Genomic DNA, 19490 nt, shown 5'->3' with positions numbered 1-19490 from the left:
ATTTTGAGATGAGATAGGTGGTGAGAGTATGGCGATTCAAGAAATTCTACTAGATATAGATCTGTCTGTAGGTGTTTTTCAAGATACGATAGTTGAGGATCAGAAGTTGAAATTAAGAGAACTGGGTCATGATGCGGACGGGAATTCAATCTATCCTGTTACTGGATCTTGGGAGTCCACTCCCATTCGGATTCAAGATAAGATCGCATCATTTAAAGGTGTGGCTGCAAAGGTAGATGTTGCGGGGGGCGCAGCATACAAGATTTACTGGAGTACATCTGAAGACGGCTTTGAGTGGTTGGAGTATGAGGAAGTCTCATCTAATAGCGCTGTGTCCAAATCTCCTGCAAAGTATGCGAAGGTGAAAATTGAGATTTTTGCAGAAAAGAAATATTCGAACTTTTACATAGACGATTTTAATCAGAAGGATAAATACAGTAATCCTTTTATTGAAAGTGAAAATGGTTCACTAGGCTTAAAGAAAATATATCAATTGAACATGGAACGAGTATCTGACACTCCAACAGGCATGGTGTTACGTCAGAAGGTTGAAAAAGCGAAATTTCAAAAAGTAGATAGAATCAGAGTGAGTAAGGGGTGATTTTATGGCAGTTCCAGCGACTACAGGCGTATTGAGATCGAATATAAGTGATATGGAGATTGGCGACTATATTGTATGGAGATATGATTCTTCTGGAGAGCAATTTATAGATGGCACTCTAGGAATAAACGAAATACCTGTAAATGGGTTGGTTGGTACTACAAGTTTAAATAACTACTACTGGTACGCTATTAAAGTAGATAAAGGTCTTTTAATCTCTGATCGCATTAGACATCATACTGTCACTTGGGATTCAATGAATGCAAATAAGATTATCGAAGGTTTGCCTAAAACCTTTGGTGGTGTCTCAGGAATTGTCCGTAGTATATCTGGTGGAGTAGGATATGCAGACAAGGATGGAAAACTGAGCATGAAAGACTTAGGGTTGGGAGCATTCCCTACAATTAATGAGTGGGATGAGTATATCAAAAATGGTCGTTTGGGTGGGAAAGTAAAGCCCAATGACGATAATGTTTGGCATCATTTTAATGTTTTTTCTTGGGCTAAAGAATCTCCAGCGATTGGCAGATGGACTACAAATGCTGGAACAACATTAAGTGCAACTAATACTTCAAGAATTGTACGTGGATATGAATCAAGGTCAGACAATCGTGGTGTAGCTTTTACAGGTTCTTCGGCATCTCAAAACTATATTGGATTTCGTCCAGTATTTGAATATAAGGAGGTGTAGTATGTGGCTACAGTAGGAGATCAACTGGCACTACCAGAATCGGGATGGAGACGATATGATGATACACATGTTGGCTTAAAGTATACAGGAACTTGGACCACCCCATCCCCATCCAATACAGTTTATTATGGTGGCAGTATAAGAGTAACTAGCCGAGCTGTCGACAATAACTATGTTACATTTTCTTTTTTCGGAACAAAGCTTAGGATTATCTCTGACTTTTACTCAGATAGGCATTCTGATAACTATATCACGATAGATGGTGTAACAGAGATGTATAGTGCGTTTCGTGCAGTAGGTTCCCCTAGCCTTCAGCAATCCATAGTGTATGAAAAGACTGGATTACCTCTTGCATTTCACACGGTTACTATTGCAACAGGTCATAATCGTATAAATTTCACTTTAGATGCTATAGATATTGATGAAACGGGGTATCTGTATGGACACGCTCTAACCTCCCCTGAAACAGGATGGAGAAGATTTGATGATACACACGATTCTTTTGCTTATCTTGGAGCGAATTGGATTGCTTATACAGGAGCAAATCAAGGTATTTACAACAATAGCCACCACTATACATCTCAAGGAAAAGGTGACACTGAAATTAGGTTTAAATTTTACGGAACCAAACTTAGATTAATATCAAGCATAGGTCCGGCTTTTTCAAATGATAATTCAGTGATCATTGATGGAGTTACTGAGAAGTTTAATCCAAGAATGCCAACAACAGCAGACGAAAGACAGAAAGTAACCTATGAGAAAACTAATCTACCATTAGGTATTCATGAAGTTAAGTTTATGAGCGGAACTAACGGAGATTGGAGATTGGATATTGATGCTTTAGACATAGATGATAATGGTTATTTGGTAGCGCGGGTTGGACAACAACTGTCAACACCAGAACGAGAGTGGACTAGGTATGACACGGATAACTACGCACTGTATTTAGGTACAGATTGGAAGACAGTAGTTAATTCCACAGGACGTGTATTCGAAGGAGGTTCTGTTAAGTATAGTAATGTAATTGGGAATTATTTAAAATTTTCTTTCACAGGAGACAAGCTTAGACTCATTGCAGAGTATGGTAGTGCATATGACACAAATGTTGAAGTAAGTATTGATGGAGTCATACAATATATCAATTTATCAACTTCATCATCTTCTATTCAATATCAACCTCAAAGGATAGCTTTTGAGCAATTAGGTTTAACTGATGGAATTCATGAAGTTATAGTTAAGAAAGTTAGTGGCGCAAGTAATTTTCATATTGATGCCATAGACATTAATGCAACTGGACGTATGATAAGACTTATTGGTTCTCAATTGACCATGCCAGATGAGGGTTGGAAAAGGTATGATGATAGTGAATCTTCAATTCAATATGTTGGAACATTCACTAACGGTGTTGGTGCTGGTGCATACAATGGATACTCTAATTACACTTCGACAATAGGAGACAAGATTGTCTTTGACTTTGAGGGAACTAAGTTAAGATTAATTGGAGCGCGATATACCAATCGAAGTGATTTAATCGAAGTTTACGTTGATGGGAAATTGCATGGGACTCATTCGCAACTAGGATCAGAATTGGCGCAAGTACTTCTAGTTGAAATAGTGGGATTGCCGAAAGCAAAACATCGAATAGAAATGGTGAATAAATCAACTTCTTCAACAAATAAATTTATGGCTCTTGATGCTGTAGACATTGATTCTGATGGACGATTGTTTCATCCAGACGAAGTAACAAGTATTTCCGAACTTGAGGTTGGAAAGCGTATTAGATGCAATTATCAAGCTTTAACAGTAAATACAATTGGGTCATTTAGTGGACTGGGGAAGCAATCATCTGATCTTATTCCTATTGCAAGTACCACGACTCCAAATGGTGACTTCTACTTTATTATGGTTGAAGATTGGAATGGCAGAAAGATATTGGTGGCTGATCGGCTCATCCAAATTATTAGCTGGGATAGTATAAATGCAAGTGGTATGGTTGGTGGCGTTCCAATTTCATTGAGTGGAAATAAAGAAATCGCTACTTCAATTCGTTTATTGACAGGTGGAATAAATGCATCAGATAAAGATAATGAATGGGATAAGTATATTGTAAACTCTACTTTAAATGGAAAAATCACTGCTGGAGACGACAAAGTATGGAATTGGAAGAGAGTGACTTGGACAAGCACTACCACTCCTTCTACGTCAAACGCTAGAATCGTAAGAGGTAATGCTAAAGTCGAAGAAACAAGTTATACAATTTCTAATAATAGTTCCTCTGCTGGATTTAGTCCTGTCTTGGAAGTAGTGACTCTCCCCATGAACAGATCGTTTATCCATTACGATGGATCGTATAAAAGGCTTTACGCTGGAACGCCTGAAATACCTGAAACACATGCATCCACCGATAGCGTTCCACCAATGACATCAAGCATCACGCCTTCTGGATTTGCAAGTGCAAGTGGGTATGCGAGTACATATGATGCTTGGCAAGCTTTTAGCGATAAACCTTCGGGTAACATGGCATGGATATGCAATGCAAGAACTGGGTGGATTTGCTATAGATTTGATGTACCTATTGTTATAACCAAATACACTATATTACCCCCATCAGACAATACTTCTACCCTCACAAGAAGTCCAAAAGACTGGATTCTAGAAGGTAGTAATAATAGTACAAACGGTTCTGATGGAACCTGGATTACGCTTGACTCTGTAGCAGGAACTACGGGGTGGGCTATGAATACGAAGAAAGAATTCACATTCGCCAATGTCAACAGTTATCTTTGCTATCGCATAAGAATTACACTAAATAGCGGCGACACCTCTTACGTTTCAGTATGGCAGATTGAGTTGATGGAAAGAATAAATGCTGTTCCTGCAATTCCGTCCAAATGGAATACAATATCCGCAACTTTACCTTCAGAAGACACTTTTATTAATGACGGAATGGATGATCTATCTGTATTTGATAGGAAAAACGAAGATTTCGTTCAGACCATGACTGCCAATGGATCATTAGGATCAGGTAAGTTATTTAAACAGAGTATCGATCTGAAAAAGTATTTTGAAATAACGAATATAAGTGTGAAGTAGGGCTTAGATGCTCTACTTCTTTTTGTATGTAAATTAATGATTTCAATTAGAAAGGAGATGTTTATATGGCAACTTTGGGGGAAAGGCTACCACAACCAGAAGATGGTTGGAGAAGGTATGATAACTTATACTCTGCAATTACCTACACAGGGACTTGGCAAACAGAGACCTTGGCTTCCAATTATAATGGGTCAGCTACATTTACGCAAACCAATGGAGCTACCGTTAACTTTAGTTTTCAAGGCACAAAGATAAGAATTATAGGTGCAAGGTTAGCTGGCAGGACAACAACAACACAAGTAATTATTGATGGAACACTTCGCGGCACAATTAATGAGACATCCACAAGCGGTGGATTAACACAAGCTTTAGTTTTTGATATTTCAGGGCTAACAGAGGGTGTACACACAGTACAAATAAAAACGGTGGATACTGCACTATTTATTTTTGACGCTATAGATATTGATGCAGATGGGTATTTGCTTGGTAGAGTATCAACTACTCCAGAATCAGGATGGTCAAGATATGATATTACGACAGAACTATTAAACGTTATGTTCGAAGGAACTTGGAATGCTAATAACGCATATACGAATGGATGGGGGCGTACACTTGTCTCAACCGCAACTAACACTTTTGGTAAAATGGGATTTTGGTTTTATGGTACTAAGCTACGTATTTATGATAATGCTAGTGCAAACAGATCAACAAAAAATAGTGTGACTATAGATGGAGTAAGTAAGATATATAGTGCTTACCGCGCGAGTGCTCTAGACCAAGTTATGGTTTTTGAAATTACTGATTTAGCATTAGAATATCATTATGTAGAAATATCAATTCCATCTAGTGAGACAGGGAAAGTTTTAGCTATCGATTCAATTGAGATTGATTCAACAGGTGAGTTTAGAAATCCACATAGTAAATTCTTACTTTCGTCAGGGGATAAGTATTACTCTCTAATAAACGATGGAATTCAAGAAACAACCTCCATACCTAAAATGACGAGCAATACAACTCCTGAAGGTGAGGTTCTTGTAAGTAATACGCCTAATGGAACTCAAACTTTTGGATGGGAATCATTCGATGGAGGTTTAAGTACTGGATGGGGAAACAACACTCTTCCTACTACTATGCCAAAGTGGATAGGATATAAATTCATAAAACCAAAAGTGATAGTAAAGTACAGGCTTTATGTTACAAACACAACTTATTATCCTCGTAACTATGAATTTCAAGGAAGTAATGATGGTGTTAACTATGACACTCTTCACTCAATTGTTGGAGGAGCTAGTGGTGTATTGGATTATGTTATTCCGAATAGAAAATCTTATATTTATTATAGGCTCTATATTACTGTGCTCAGCTCAGGTGTAACTTTACCAGCTATATATGAACTTCAAATGTTTGAAATGAAACCATCTTATCTAGTTCAAATGGAATCTGCAACCGAAACAGATTTTTTGAATCGTGGTGTAGGAGATTTAAATGATTTCAATCAAATTTTAAAAACAAAGAAAAATTTAAAAAAAGGAAATACTGCGCTTGGATCAGGCAAGACCTTTGAACACACAGTTGACATGTCAAAACGCCGAGTAGATAAAATTACACTTAGCTAAATTTATGAGGAGCACATCTATATGGTGTGTTCTATATTATTTTGAAAGGAGCTGTTTAAATGATAAGTCATAATCCTGCATATACAAAATATTTGATGGATAAATGTGGAGTTGCATGGTTTAAGATGGATGAAGAATCTGGAAATTTGGTGGATAGTAAAGATTCTTTTATTGGGACTAATAATGGATCAAATGTAGTAACTGGACTCAGTGGAAATGCAAGATCATTCAATGGAACAAATAGCCATGTTATTTTTAATGCTCCAGTAGTACCTGTAGGTAAAAAAAGTATTCGTTTTAAGTTTAAATACTCTGATATCCCAAGTACAGATATTGCTATTATTGATTGTGGAGGAACATCTGCACAACGAGGATTCTTATTCGCAACTAATCCTAGTGGAATAGTGTTTCAAGTATCAAGAGGAACTTCAGGTACATTTAATTTTAGGTGGGCTGGTGGGCACTATAACGATAATTCTTTTCACGATTTTTTGTACACTTATGATGGAACATTATCATCAAATTCAGTGAAGATTTACATTGACAATGTTCTAGTTCATAGTGGAACGGCATTAAGTCTTGAATCTGGAGTTTATTCAAACAATCTTACACTTGGCAGATTCGCTTCAGTAGCGAGTGGATTTGGGAAAGGAGTTTTAGATGAGCTTGAAATTTACAATGAAGTAATTGACCCAGTTCTAAAAAAAATCTTGATTTCATCAGGAGAGACGACATATTCATTATACAAAAAAGTTGGCAAACCCTTGGTTCCATTGATGGATGGATATGATAATGCATTTGGTAGTGTTATTGGATCAGCAAGTTATTCGACAGGTTACACTTGGAAGGCTTTTGATAATGATGATACTACCGCTTATGGCACTAATTTCATACCAGACTCGTCAAAACCAATTTATGTAGGTTTCAGATTCAATGAACCTGTGTGTGTAAAAAGATATTCTTTTTTGGCTGGTCTGAGGACATTTAAATTCATGGCATCTAATAATGGTACTACTTGGGATACCCTTGATACCAAAACGTCACTAGTATCGAATACTTCAACAATACAGACGTTTGATATACAGAATGATAAATTTTATAGCTATTACAAACTAGAAGCGACATTAGCGACTAGTGGAAATGCTTGGGTGAGTATTTTTTCTGTTCAGTTTTATGGGTTGATGCCTTCTATTCTATTAGAATGTCCTTCTAGCGAGGGAAGTTATATTCGGAATGGTATGGACAAAGGATTTCAAATGGATACAGTTGAAGAGTTGAATATTATGCAACAAATTAAGGAGGATTCAATTCCGCTGGGATCAGGCAAACTTTTCAGGCAACCAATCGACAGGTCAAAGCACAAAGCGAACAAGATTATATTAGGCTAAATTTATGAACATATCTATATGGTGTGTTCTATTTATTTTGAAAGGAGATGGTTGAATGGCAACAGTAGGAGATCAACTGCTCAATCCCGAATCTGGGTGGCAAAGAGTTGATGATGCAAATAAGAACATCAAATACAATGGCAACTGGCTTTCTGTTACGGGAGATCCAAATACGTATGCAGGAACAGCTCATTACTTTACTCTGAGTGGAGCAACAACAAATTCAATCGAATTCTATTTCTATGGAACAAAGTTAAGAATAATTGATATGTATTGGTCAAACAGAGTGAATAACGTAACAGTAGAATTGGATGGGGTTATATCTTCATACAATCCAAATAACTCTACAAACAAATACAGGGTAATTGTATTCGAAAGACTAAACTTACAATATGGTTTTCACAAAGTAAAGTTAACAACAACAAGTACAAGCAATAACTTCTCTCTTGATGCCATAGACATCGACTCTGACGGTGAAATTGTTTCAGGTTTGAATAAATTCTTGATTTCATCTAGAGATGAGTATGTATCATTTTCTCCAAAAGTACGCACTGGTGAATACATTATTCCAATAATGACTTCCAATGTTGACAGCGCCAGCGGCATAACCCTTACTGGAGATCCTAGGACTAGCACTACTTGGCATGCTTGGGGTGCGTTTGACAGAAAAACAGCGAGCGGTTCGGGTCTTGCATGGGTTTCAGAGACAAGTGCATTAGAAGCTGGATGGATAGTCATGCACATGCCAAGCAATAAAAAAGTACCCTTTTCTTATGTCATTCAAGGTTTCCTAGCTGGTATGTCAGATATCAATTATGCTCCAAAGGATTGGAATTTCTACGGGAGTCATGATGGTGTTGATTGGAAGGTGTTAGATTCGCAAAGAGGAGTTACGGATTGGGTGTCTGGAGTTTACAAAGAGTACCCTCTATCTACAAATGAATCTCATGATTACTATAAAATTGAAGTCACAGCTAATCCAAATGGAAGAAAGTCTTTAGGTGACTTTAATATCATAGCTAGTATTCCAATGTCTTATGATGTAATAAATAAAAATTCATTAAATGAAAATGACTATATTAATCATGGGCTAAATAAAAATTACGAAATAGACATGAACAGTCAGATCAGAGTGTGGAAGGGAATTGCTCCTAACTCAATAGTGCTTGGTTCGGGAAAAGTCTTCAAGCAAAAAATAGATACATCAAAAACACCAATCAAGAAAGCATCAATCACATAAGCATGTGAAATGATTGTTTGATTTAGAATTTAGAGAGGAGTGAGACAATGGCAACAATAGGACAATTTTTACCATCTCCAGAATCGGGTTGGCAGAGAATTGATGATCGACATGAGCTAATCACCTACGCTGGAAGTAGTTGGTCAAAACCAGCATCTAGCGATTTATATAACAACACAGCGATGTTAGCATCGACTAATGATAGTACTGTTAAGTTTACCTTTAAGGGTACTAAAATTAGGTTAATCGGAGCTCAATATACAACTGGTAGTAGTGATATTAGTGTCATCATAGATGGAGTAGTTGAAAAAACCACTCAGAATGCTGGATTAGTTTATCAAGTTCTTACTTATGAAAAACTAGGTTTGATTAATAAAGTCCACACTGTTGAAATTAAAAATAATCAAAACGCAAATATTTGGATAGATGCTATTGATATTGATAGTTCTGGTGAGTTTGGTGCTACTGGTTCATATAAAACATTAGTCTTCCATGCCGATCAATATAAATATATCAATGGTACGAGCTGGACAACTCTGATTAATGCAATTCCAACGGAAAATGATTATAAAGAATTTGGGATAGATGATATCACTACTATTCCAGAAGACATGTGGGTGAAATTGGTAGGCGAAATAGAATTGTGTTATTACACAACAGATTCAAGAGTTTCGAATGCATCCTTTAACATCGAAACCGAACCTTTTACTCTCGAAGAAGAGTGGGCAGACAAGGATATTGAAGTACTTTATTATACTGATGATCCAACGGCAACAGAATCAGTAGTCACAATTGAAACCGATCCCTTCACCCTAGCCGAAGAATGGGAAGACAAAGAGATCAAAATCATCGAATACACCGATGACCCAAATCAAACCGAATCAACGATTACAATCGAAACCGAACCATTTACCCTCTACGATGAGTTGGGTGATAGTGCAGACGTTCTATACTACACAGATGATCCATCCAAAACATCAGCGGAACTGAATATTACGGCTAACTACTCCCCATTGGATGAACTTGAGGGAGATTTTGACGTGGTAACGTGGACGAATGATGAAGAGGTAATCGCCGGAAATCGGGACATGGTGCTGACGTATAACGCGCTACCGTTTGAACAGTTAATTGTGCAACCAACAGACATAGCGTTATATGGAGATGTCAAAAAGGTTATTGCTACGAAAGTAACGGAGAACAGTCCGCAAGGTATATTAAGGATGGCTGCTTCGTTCGACTCAGGGCTCACATGGAAGACATACCGTTTCAACAAGTGGCTTGATCTGGATATTCAGAATACAACCCTATTCAAGAGAAAAGGAATGAATCTGGACACACTCAACGCCATCCCTGAAAAGGATTTAATAGCTTTAACACGAATCGCCTATTACTTCGATAGCAGTAAGCACTATGAAAACAGCTATTCGCTGGACGAAGTGAAGATGATCGTTGATGCACCGCGTAATGCGGTGGAGTTTAGAGATATGTCACTGCAATTGTTAAACACCACTGCCACAATCGACCTGACCTTCTCTGGCAACAAACTTACAGGTGTGCTTGATGATGCAGATCAAGGCAAGGTTAAGTACCGCGTGTTGTTGAACGGTAAAACGTATTATCCGGCGGATGGCAATTTTACGCGACTAGCAGCTTCACCATTCAATATTGAACTCAATATTGACGAGAGAAATGTTAATTTTGGCGTAGAGAATATATTGAAGGTTGAATTTCAGGACTATTGGGGTGCAGTAGACTCTCGGGAAACCAAGTTTATCGGATCGTATTCAGGATTAATGTTTATGGATGAGTCTGGAGATTTTCTTTCAGATACCTTTGGGGGTATTTTGAAACAACTTGATTATGGGGTGATCATTGCCGGACAGACGACATTAACGAAGAAAGTCAGAATTAAAAACTTGCTTGGATATGCTGTGGATCATGTTTACCTGGAGATGGATAAGAAATTCGAAACGGATGGTGTTGACGTCCAATTGTCCAGACAGGCCGATCCGTTTCTTCCGATCGATTATCTGACCTATGGTCTGATTCAACCGGAGGGTAGCATCGATTTTTATATTCGTATCGCAACAGATATTCATGCCAAGCCGAATCCTAATGGTAATTTTGAAATGAAGGTCACAGCAGACCGGGTGTAGCTCTCAATACAATGAGACAGGAAGTGAGTGGAATTAATAACGGGGAGACTCTATTAGAAAGTTATATACATATTAAAAGTCCGGCAAATCGTTTTGCAGCAAAGTATATCCTGTACAATCAAGTAGATGAAGAACTGCCTTCGACCTTAATAGCTGCTACAAGAAAAGTGTCCGAGATCGTCTCCAGTGTATCCGTACGTGTCAGACGGTCACAGGAATTGAGCAATTCGCTATCGGTGATGTACAGGTCGCAAGGAGATCTGAGCGCAACCATTCAAGCGGCATCCAAAGTTGATCTTGAAGGCATGCTGTACGTTCGCCCACATAACCGTGCACACGGCAAATATGAATTACTGGAAGCACCGCGTGTAACTGTTAATCTTAAGCCTGTTGCTGATGCAACCACGCGAAGTCAAACTCACTTGCAGACGATCAATTTTGGTGATACACAGCGTATGATGATCGGCAGAGACGAGATGGAGCAATTCGAATCGCTTATACATTTCGGTGATTTGGATACTAGAATACCTGATCTGTTATATCTGGAAGACGCGAAATTGAGGTTATATTACACAGGAACCCTGGCACCTGGAGCACACATTGAGCTGCATCAGCCTGATACGTTGTGGCGTGAGTACGGGATTACGTATGCGAACAGACCTCAGTCCATTCAGCTCTTATCGTCCAGTTATATCATGAATACGACTGAACGTTATGTTGAGTTTGATATGATGGCATTACTTCAAATGTGGAGAGAAGGTATTCTTTCGAATGTTGGAATGATTATTCAGTCTAGCGGTAACACGCCGATATATTTCAACACTCGTGAGTCTTCCAAACCACCTGTTTTGCAGATCAAATATATCACTTCTCAGATCTATTCCATCGGTCGAACCGAAATCGAAAGTGAAGTTTTTATTTATGGTGCAGGTCGCAAAGACATAGCTTCAACGTTAGTTGTACACAGTGATATTGGGCTGGACTGGCTCAAATCCCAGTTGTACGTTCACCGCTATGAGGATCACATGCATCATGATATACCTCAAGTAATCGCGGTCAGCCGTCCGGACCTGGATGTAGATCTGATAATAGCTAAACGTGTAGATGCGGAACTAGATTCGAACATCTCTATTGCTGAAAGTAGGACAGAAGAGAAGGAAACATGGGTTTCTATTTCTAAGCCCGAGCTTCATTCTCAGTTCATTACCGCCATACGAACAACTAGAGATACAGAATGCAATCTTACCGTTAGAACAGGTCTGGACGAAGAAAAAACTGTAGAAATCGCAGTGTCTCATCCTGACTTACCTTCAGTTATTACGGTAGATAGACAGATGTCTCTGGTCAGTACGTTAACGATATCACAGTTGTTCTATGATGGACGGGATACGAGTTTAATTGTATCCATACCTGATCTTCATGCTTCATTGGAAGTCTCCAATTATATAAAAGCAACTTCGATGTTGGGGTCTTTGTTAATGGTCATGTACGAATGTGATTCGACTGTGATTTCGGAGATTATGGTTAATAAACCTGATCTGAATAGCGTCCTTCAAGTCAGATCATTAGAACATGATGAGAGGGCAGGCAGTCTTGAGATTCCTTATCTGGAAGAACAGCCTGGGCAATTATATATCTCCAAACCTGATGTACTTTCCAGCATTGAAGTCAAGTATATGGATGTTTTGGATAGCCACATTAGTATCAAGGAAAGAGAATATTTGGATGGCTATCTTCAGGTGCGAGAGTGGAAGGATATGCAGTCTACAGTAGATGTGAGACAGATTGTTGATATGGCTACTGAACTGACAATTTCCATGCCTGATCTGGCCGCGTATATCCTACCAAGAGTTATTGCAAATGAGGAGTTAGATTCAATCGCAAGTATCCGTAAACGGGATGCTAGTGATTTAGTGACCACAGTGATTGTGAAGAGTCCAGGGAATCAAGCCTATTTTTACATTCTATAAAATGATATATCATCAAAGAGGGCATTGGCCCTCTTTTTTTTGCGTTTAGGCTCTTGCCCAACTCTAAGCATCTGTACTTTATTGTGTAACAGTCGTCTTCTCGTTATGTTACAATATGTTCATCACATATTAAGGAATGAAGACCATGCGTCAAGAGGACAGCGTATTTGAACAGATTATGAAGCAGAAGAGATTGAAGCGTATCAAGCCTGAAACAAAAAAACTTCAAGTAATACATAAAAAGAAACTAGCTCAGGAGCAATTAAGTGAATTGGATATCCAGTTCAAACAGACAGTAGCTGAATCAATAGATCGAAGTGCACTTCATAGACGTGTACTGGGAATTAGAAGAGATTTGACGGAGATAAGGCGATTAAAGAATGATCAACATACGTTTTAAGGTAGGCCTAATTTGACTCACCTTGGGTGAGGTGGCTTTTTAGTATGGAGTTTATTCTCTGCGTTGTAATCTCTGATATCTAATCCTATAGACCTACTCCTTTTGGCATGGTATGATGATTCCATAATTTAGGAAACGAGGTCTACGTATGAAGAAGTTGGTTTTATCGTTTTTAGCCTTATTATTATTTATCATTTCAACTACATATGCACCCGCACCAGCGACAGCAGCTACTAAGTATGATTTCAAAAACGTAAATTGGGGCATGACTGTTAATCAGGTTAAAAAGAAAGAAAAATCGAAGATATTGGAAACAGTAGAGAGTAAAGATTTCACCTACTTAGTTTATAAAACAAAAGGATTTAGAAAGAATGCGAATTTGTATTACTTGTTTTACAAAAACAAATTAGTTCGTGCAATGTATGTATTTGACCCAAACAATACAAATGGAACTACAAGGGACTTGATTAGTGAATATTTCAGTTTAAAAAGAGATCTCTTTGATACATATGAGGGATCTATTAACAACAGAGACATACTTAATCGGAGCGGCAAGCGTGTTACTCCATATGAAGGCGAAGAGAAAGATTTGGCTGCTGGAAAGATAAGCTACCAATGCTATTGGATAGTAGATAAGAAAAAAACACATATTAGTCTTTCCCTCTCTATCTTTGGAAGCTTCTTAATTAATCGAGTAATCTACAGCGATAACTCTCTGGACTTCGATATCGATGAACTAATGGATTCTATGTAAAGTGTAGGTTAAATCAGTGAAGGAGCTGCCTCATTTTTGAGGTAGCTTTTTATTTTCGAATTAAGCATATCCCTCCTATCTAAGTCTGCGAAGAGAATTACCAACATTGTATCCGAACTGTAAGTACCTACATTTTCTCAAACACGGCAGGTGTCCACACGACAATCCAGAATGAGGCATACAATTATCGTGACCTGTGGAAGAGGAGGTGGATCGGGAAATTATGGTGACGATGGAGCCTATTGTAGTTGGAGAGCATGTATTGGTTGGGGTAGAAGTCAAACTGCCCAAAACAACGTTGTTGACCATTAACACATCCAAAGGATATATCATGTGCGGAGCACTCGACGTGGGATTACTTAATGAGAAGCTCGGGGATCGCAAAATTATTGCAGCTCGGGCGGTTGGTGTGCGTACACTGGAGCAATTGCTGCATGCACCTATGGAGTCGGTGACAACAGAAGCCGAGGCCATGGGCATTACGGTTGGCATGACGGGCGTAGAGGCTTTGTTGAAAATGATCTAATCACTAACAGAAGGGCTCCCCATATGGGAAGCCCTTCTGTTAGCGTTGTAATGCAGAGCTTGGCACGTTGTAGCCACCAAAGCTATACACGAACTCTTCTTGAATACTCTTATTAAATTAAGCTTCATCCTTCGCGAATAAGGCAGCCAGGTTTTCTTGGAAAGGAGCGCGAACAACGCCTTTTTCCGTGATAATAGCTGTTACATATTCGTTAGGCGTTACGTCAAATGCTGGATTGTATACTTTAACACCTTGCGGTGCTGTTCGTTTGCCAAATCCTTCGGTCACTTCCTCCGCAGCACGTTCCTCAATTGGAATCAGGTCGCCGGATGGAGTGGACAAGTCGATGGTCGACAATGGGCTGGCTACATAGAACGGAATATTGTGAGCCTTGGCTAGCACGGCTACGCTGTAGGTTCCGATTTTGTTCGCTACGTCACCATTCGCTGCAACACGATCAGTTCCGACGATAACGGCTTGAATCCAGCCTTTGGACATGACCATGCCTGCCATATTATCACAGAGCAGCGTAACGTCAATGCCAGCTTGCTGTAACTCAAATGCAGTCAAGCGTGCACCTTGAAGTACAGGACGAGTCTCGTCTGCAAATACTTTGAGGTGAATGCCGCGTTCCTGCGCGAGATACATTGGAGCAGTTGCCGTACCGTATTTCGCTGTTGCCAGTCCGCCTGCATTACAGTGGGTGAGTACACCCATACCATCTTCGAACAAAGGTAGTGCATTCTCGCCGATCATGCGGCACACTTCTTCGTCCTCCTTCTGAATCAACAGAGCTTCTACTTCAAGAGCAGCATTGCCCTCTTCCAGACTCAGGCCGGATTCAATGACCTCATTTGCTTTTTGCATCATACGATCCAGTGCCCAGAAAAGGTTCACCGCTGTTGGACGGGAAGTAGCCAGATGAGCACATATGGATTTTACGTGATCCAGCCAACCTTGAATGGTCGATCCGTCATATGACTTCGCACCCAGTACAACACCAAATGCAGCAGCGATACCGATTGCTGGAGCACCGCGTACTTTCATGGAGTGGATGGATTCCCATACTTCCTCGGGTGTGTACAATTTCAGCATGAGGATGGTTTCGGGCAGCAGACGCTGGTCAAGCATTTCAAGCTTGTCCTTTTTCCAGATGAGAGAGGACAGAGGCTGATATTCAGGGGTTGTCATGGATGGTTCCTCCGTTCCTTATGTTAAGCCTTAGTAGTTGAGACAGCTGTAGATACAATATCCAGCACTTCACCGATGGTATTCAAGCGACGATTGTTCTTGATTAACGCTTTACCAATGGCCAATGATTTACGTTGAGAACGTTCACGTTCAGTCGCATCCGAAATGGTATCTATGTCTGCCACATGAGCGAGGCCGACGATACGACGAACCATTTTGGCACCTGCGAAGCCGATCGAATCTCTGAACAATTGTTGTACATAGAGATCTTGGTACCCCGGCGTTTTCGCCATTGGATCAACCAGGTCAGTAGCCCAGAGGGCACGGAAACGAGATTCGAATTCAATCCATACATCACGAACCATATTCAGCAAAAGCGTCTCACGCTCACGCAAAGCAGTCTCATCCTGAATCCATCCTGGCAGGGATGCGTAATTCAAGAGCAGGTTCGCAAGGACTGCACCGACATCGAATCCCATGGGGCCATAATACGCAAATTCGGGATCAATGACCTTGGTAGATTCAGGTGTAACAAAAATACTGCCTGTATGCAGATCTCCGTGGAGCAGTGCCTGCCCATGTGTAAGGAATTTTTCCCGCAGCAAAGCCACTTCAAGGTGAAGCTCTCCATCTGTTCGAAGGGCTTCAGCTTCGTCTTCAATGGAAACATCATAATTATTTTTCTCGGCGATCCGGTAGGGTTCATCAAAGATCAGATCTTCCGTTATTTTGCATTGGTCCGGATTAATGAATCTGCCCTGTTGTTCCTTCTTCAACTGCTGATCCATGCCCAAGTCGGATGTGAAGAACAGCGTTCTTGCCATGAACTCCCCAATATGCTGTGCAAAAAGAGGATAGGTAACACCTTCGATCAGGCCTTTGCGCATGATCACATGATCACTCAGATCTTCCATAACCGTTAAAGCAAGGTCATCATCGTAATGATACACTTCGGGTACCATACCTGGACACAAACGATGCTCTTCTTGCAGAATTTCACGTTCGATTCGGGCGCGTACCAGAGAGAGTGGCCATGATTCTCCAACCACTTTCGCATAAGGAAGCGCCTGTTTGATAATGATACTTTTATCGGAGTTCTGATCCGTAATGTGGAATACCAAATTCAGATTGCCGTCGCCGATCTCGTGACAATCCAGATTTGCATCTGCCGCAAATGGACCCGGTAATGTTTTGGCCAGTTCAATTGCATCCTGGGGGGTAAAAGGGTGATATTGGGACAAAGGTGCCACCTCCATATATATGAAGAAACAGGAAAACCCACTTCTTTGCTTGGTATATGTCAGTATATCGGAAATAGCGCGGTTTTTGAACTTTTTTTTGAGACAAGCCAAGTCGATCCTGATTCGAACTTCCTGTTCAAGGGTAAAAACAAATAGGCCGGACAGTTGAGAAAAACGCTGTTCACAAGCCTCTCCGCTACCAAGCGGTGACATATTATTAACTCTCTGTTATACAGTGCAGGACAACCTGCTTACCGCTGCATGACAGACTAATTTTAAATAAGGGATGGGATTAATATGGCTACAACAAACAAAACAGATCAAGCAAAATCGGTGGAACAAGTACTTAATCGTCAGGTGGCTAACCTGAACGTATTGTATGTCAAAATCCATAACTATCACTGGTACGTTAAAGGACCTAACTTCTTCACGCTGCATGTGAAATTCGAAGAGTTCTACAACGAAGTTACGGTGCAAATGGATGAAATCGCTGAGCGTATTCTTACGCTGAAAGGTAGCCCTGCGGCTACAATGAAAGAGTATCTGGAGCTTTCCTCTATCCAGGAAGCAGCAGGTGGCGAAGACGCGAAAACAATGGTACAAAACCTGATTGAGGACTTCGCTACACTTTCGAACGAATATCAGGAGGGTATCGAAGTTGCAGATACAGCTGAAGATCAACCAACATCCGATATGCTGACAGGCTTCAAGGCTGATCTGGAGAAACATATGTGGATGCTTCGCTCTTTCCTGGGTTAATACATCTACGATTTAAGCCTAATACAAGTGTGTCTTTTACGTAAGCTTTCTAAGCCCGGATCATGTTGTCAGAAACACCCTGAGCGTCTATACTGCTGACAAGAACGATAGGGGAGGGAACCGCTTATGTTAGAACCAACGATACCGGCTTTAAAAGAATGGGCTTCTGCAATCAAAGCACTGGAAACGGGTCGCCAGATTATGGTGATGCGCAAAGGTGGGATCGTAGAGGAAACCCGACATTTTGAGCTGAAAAGTCCAGCGTTTTACCTGTATCCGACTTATGAACATCAGCGTAAAGAACTGATTAAGTCCTCGGATCAATCCTATGTTGAAGAATCATTGGCCGAATGGGTGCCCGAAGCTTCGACAATCCGCATTACGGCATATGCTGAAGTAACGCAGGATCTGGAGATACGAGATCAGGAGATGTTGGATCGACTTCTTGACTTTCATATGTGGACAGCGGATTTTGCCGAAGACCGTTTGAAATGGAAACGGAAAGATCCGCTCCATGTATTGATTTTACGTGTGTACCTTTTGAAGGAACCGATGGAGATCCCCGTACTGCCTGAATATAATGGTTGCCGTTCATGGATTTCTATTCCGAATGGTCCGGTGCCGCGCGAAATGACGCCGGTGGTGGACGTTGCGGATTTTGACGAACAGGTACAGAAGATTAACGAGATGCTCAAATTGTAAATGGTAACGTTATTAACGGAGGGACTTGTCCATAATATGGATAAGTCCTTTTTTGGATTAGTGTACAGCAGATGGCATAAAATCTTAAATTGCTGTGATTTTTCTCACTGTACATTTGTGCGTAAGATGTTTTCTAATTTGATTCAATTTGTCTTTTAATATAGAATCAGAAAGAATAATGTTTCCTGCAAGGGACAAAGGTTCTTAGGAAATGACTTGATTATCATTGAGAATCAGTTTAGAATTATTCTAAAGTGTTCTTGCTTTGAAGATTCGAGTACAGGAGAAATTCAGGGGAAGCCCTGTTCAGATATAATAGGCGCTTTTTCGTTTTCGACAACTAACATCAATTTAATCAATGGAGGGAAACAATACACATGGCTACGAATTTCGTCATTGAAGGTCTGAAAGCGACGATCGAAGGTAAGGAAATCCTGAAAGGCATCAACTTGGAAATGAAAGGTGGAGAAATCCACGCAATCATGGGACCGAACGGAACAGGTAAATCCACTCTGGCTTCTGCATTGATGGGTCACCCTAAATATGAAGTAACAGACGGTACAATTACACTTGATGGTGAAGATGTATTGGATATGGCTGTAGATGAGCGTGCACGTGCAGGTCTCTTCCTGGCTATGCAATACCCAAGTGAAATTGCTGGTGTTACGAACTCCGACTTCTTGCGTAGTGCAATTAACGCACGTCGTGGCGAAGGTAACGAGATCTCTCTGATCAAGTTCATTCGTCAAATGGAAGGTAAAATGAAAGAACTCGACATGAACCCTGAGTTTGCTCACCGTTACCTGAATGAAGGTTTCTCCGGTGGTGAGAAAAAACGTAACGAAATTCTGCAAATGATGTTGCTTGATCCGAAAATCGTAGTACTTGATGAAATCGACTCCGGTCTGGACATCGATGCTTTGAAAATCGTGGCTGACGGTGTGAACGCTATGAAGAGCGAAGATCGTGGCTTCCTGATCATCACTCACTACCAACGTCTGTTGAACTACATTACGCCTGACTATGTTCACGTAATGATGCAAGGTCGTATCGTGAAATCCGGCGGACCTGAATTGGCTCACCGTCTGGAAGCGGAAGGGTATGACTGGGTAAAGGCAGAGCTGGGAATTACAGACGAAACTGTAGGTCAAGAAGCGTAAAG

Annotated in this window: 16 protein-coding genes; 14 read left to right on the top strand and 2 right to left on the bottom strand. The window is 40.3% G+C overall.

Features of this window, described 5'->3' with window-relative positions; translation table 11 throughout:
• Window positions 1–28: 28 nt before the first annotated feature.
• The 11 genes from HF638_RS02675 (at window position 29) to HF638_RS02625 (ending at window position 14435) form a co-directional block, all read left to right on the top strand.
• Window positions 29–601: a hypothetical protein gene (locus HF638_RS02675; protein WP_169478736.1), complete on the top strand. Its 573-nt coding sequence runs from the start codon at window positions 29–31 to the stop codon at window positions 599–601.
• Window positions 602–605: 4 nt separating this feature from the next.
• Window positions 606–1292, top strand: coding sequence for a hypothetical protein (locus tag HF638_RS02670; RefSeq protein WP_169478735.1), 687 nt, complete (start codon window positions 606–608; stop codon window positions 1290–1292).
• Window positions 1293–1295: 3 nt separating this feature from the next.
• The gene (locus HF638_RS02665) at window positions 1296–4385 is read left to right on the top strand and encodes a hypothetical protein (RefSeq protein WP_169478734.1); all 3090 of its coding nucleotides are present in this window, start codon (window positions 1296–1298) and stop codon (window positions 4383–4385) included.
• A 65-nt stretch (window positions 4386–4450) separates the two neighbouring features.
• Entirely contained in the window at window positions 4451–6001 is a 1551-nt protein-coding gene (locus HF638_RS02660) for a discoidin domain-containing protein (RefSeq protein WP_169478733.1), read from the top strand.
• 59 nt (window positions 6002–6060) lie between these two features.
• Window positions 6061–7389, top strand: coding sequence for a LamG-like jellyroll fold domain-containing protein (locus HF638_RS02655; protein ID WP_169478732.1), 1329 nt, complete (start codon window positions 6061–6063; stop codon window positions 7387–7389).
• Window positions 7390–7444: 55 nt separating this feature from the next.
• Window positions 7445–8629 carry a hypothetical protein gene (locus tag HF638_RS02650; RefSeq protein WP_169478731.1) on the top strand — a complete coding sequence of 395 codons (1185 nt, stop codon included), beginning with the start codon at window positions 7445–7447 and terminating at the stop codon, window positions 8627–8629.
• A 47-nt stretch (window positions 8630–8676) separates the two neighbouring features.
• A complete protein-coding gene (locus HF638_RS02645) occupies window positions 8677–10785 on the top strand; it encodes a hypothetical protein (protein WP_169478730.1) in 2109 nt (702 codons plus the stop codon).
• A gap of 23 nt (window positions 10786–10808) precedes the next feature.
• On the top strand, window positions 10809–12755 hold the full coding sequence (locus tag HF638_RS02640; protein WP_169478729.1) for a CBM96 family carbohydrate-binding protein: 1947 nt from the start codon (window positions 10809–10811) through the stop codon (window positions 12753–12755).
• 145 nt (window positions 12756–12900) lie between these two features.
• Entirely contained in the window at window positions 12901–13155 is a 255-nt protein-coding gene (locus tag HF638_RS02635; RefSeq protein WP_169478728.1) for a hypothetical protein, read from the top strand.
• Window positions 13156–13303: 148 nt separating this feature from the next.
• Window positions 13304–13909 (top strand): hypothetical protein, encoded by a 606-nt coding sequence (locus HF638_RS02630; protein ID WP_169478727.1) that lies wholly within the window; start codon window positions 13304–13306, stop codon window positions 13907–13909.
• A gap of 223 nt (window positions 13910–14132) precedes the next feature.
• Window positions 14133–14435 (top strand): YunC family protein, encoded by a 303-nt coding sequence (locus HF638_RS02625; protein WP_017689545.1) that lies wholly within the window; start codon window positions 14133–14135, stop codon window positions 14433–14435.
• Window positions 14436–14552: 117 nt separating this feature from the next.
• Here the strand turns inward: HF638_RS02625 and mtnA are convergent, their stop codons facing one another.
• Together mtnA and mtnK are read right to left on the bottom strand one after the other, a co-directional pair.
• Window positions 14553–15626, bottom strand: coding sequence for an S-methyl-5-thioribose-1-phosphate isomerase (gene mtnA, locus HF638_RS02620; RefSeq protein ID WP_169478726.1), 1074 nt, complete (start codon window positions 15624–15626; stop codon window positions 14553–14555).
• 23 nt (window positions 15627–15649) lie between these two features.
• Window positions 15650–16867: an S-methyl-5-thioribose kinase gene (mtnK, locus tag HF638_RS02615; RefSeq protein WP_169478725.1), complete on the bottom strand. Its 1218-nt coding sequence runs from the start codon at window positions 16865–16867 to the stop codon at window positions 15650–15652.
• A gap of 297 nt (window positions 16868–17164) precedes the next feature.
• On the opposite strand from mtnK, the gene HF638_RS02610 reads away from it, so the two are divergent.
• The 3 genes from HF638_RS02610 (at window position 17165) to sufC (ending at window position 19488) form a co-directional block, all read left to right on the top strand.
• Entirely contained in the window at window positions 17165–17626 is a 462-nt protein-coding gene (locus tag HF638_RS02610) for a Dps family protein (protein ID WP_169478724.1), read from the top strand.
• 126 nt (window positions 17627–17752) lie between these two features.
• Entirely contained in the window at window positions 17753–18328 is a 576-nt protein-coding gene (locus HF638_RS02605) for a DUF1802 family protein (RefSeq protein WP_017689541.1), read from the top strand.
• A 377-nt stretch (window positions 18329–18705) separates the two neighbouring features.
• Entirely contained in the window at window positions 18706–19488 is a 783-nt protein-coding gene (gene sufC / locus HF638_RS02600) for a Fe-S cluster assembly ATPase SufC (RefSeq protein WP_017689540.1), read from the top strand.
• Window positions 19489–19490 lie beyond the last annotated feature (2 nt).

This window comes from Paenibacillus sp. SZ31 (assembly GCF_012912005.1).
GTDB lineage: Bacteria > Bacillota > Bacilli > Paenibacillales > Paenibacillaceae > Paenibacillus.
This window is presented reverse-complemented; position numbering and strand designations above follow the sequence as displayed.

Bases quoted from the DNA above. Each gene is read 5' to 3' on its own strand.
- HF638_RS02675 (WP_169478736.1), top strand. From the start codon at position 29: ATGGCGATTCAAGAAATTCTACTAGATATAGATCTGTCTGTAGGTGTT.
- HF638_RS02670 (WP_169478735.1), top strand. From the start codon at position 606: ATGGCAGTTCCAGCGACTACAGGCGTATTGAGATCGAATATAAGTGAT.
- HF638_RS02660 (WP_169478733.1), top strand. From the start codon at position 4,451: ATGGCAACTTTGGGGGAAAGGCTACCACAACCAGAAGATGGTTGGAGA.
- HF638_RS02655 (WP_169478732.1), top strand. From the start codon at position 6,061: ATGATAAGTCATAATCCTGCATATACAAAATATTTGATGGATAAATGT.
- HF638_RS02650 (WP_169478731.1), top strand. From the start codon at position 7,445: ATGGCAACAGTAGGAGATCAACTGCTCAATCCCGAATCTGGGTGGCAA.
- HF638_RS02645 (WP_169478730.1), top strand. From the start codon at position 8,677: ATGGCAACAATAGGACAATTTTTACCATCTCCAGAATCGGGTTGGCAG.
- HF638_RS02635 (WP_169478728.1), top strand. From the start codon at position 12,901: ATGCGTCAAGAGGACAGCGTATTTGAACAGATTATGAAGCAGAAGAGA.
- HF638_RS02630 (WP_169478727.1), top strand. From the start codon at position 13,304: ATGAAGAAGTTGGTTTTATCGTTTTTAGCCTTATTATTATTTATCATT.
- HF638_RS02625 (WP_017689545.1), top strand. From the start codon at position 14,133: ATGGTGACGATGGAGCCTATTGTAGTTGGAGAGCATGTATTGGTTGGG.
- mtnA (WP_169478726.1), bottom strand. From the start codon at position 15,626: ATGACAACCCCTGAATATCAGCCTCTGTCCTCTCTCATCTGGAAAAAG.
- HF638_RS02610 (WP_169478724.1), top strand. From the start codon at position 17,165: ATGGCTACAACAAACAAAACAGATCAAGCAAAATCGGTGGAACAAGTA.
- HF638_RS02605 (WP_017689541.1), top strand. From the start codon at position 17,753: ATGTTAGAACCAACGATACCGGCTTTAAAAGAATGGGCTTCTGCAATC.
- sufC (WP_017689540.1), top strand. From the start codon at position 18,706: ATGGCTACGAATTTCGTCATTGAAGGTCTGAAAGCGACGATCGAAGGT.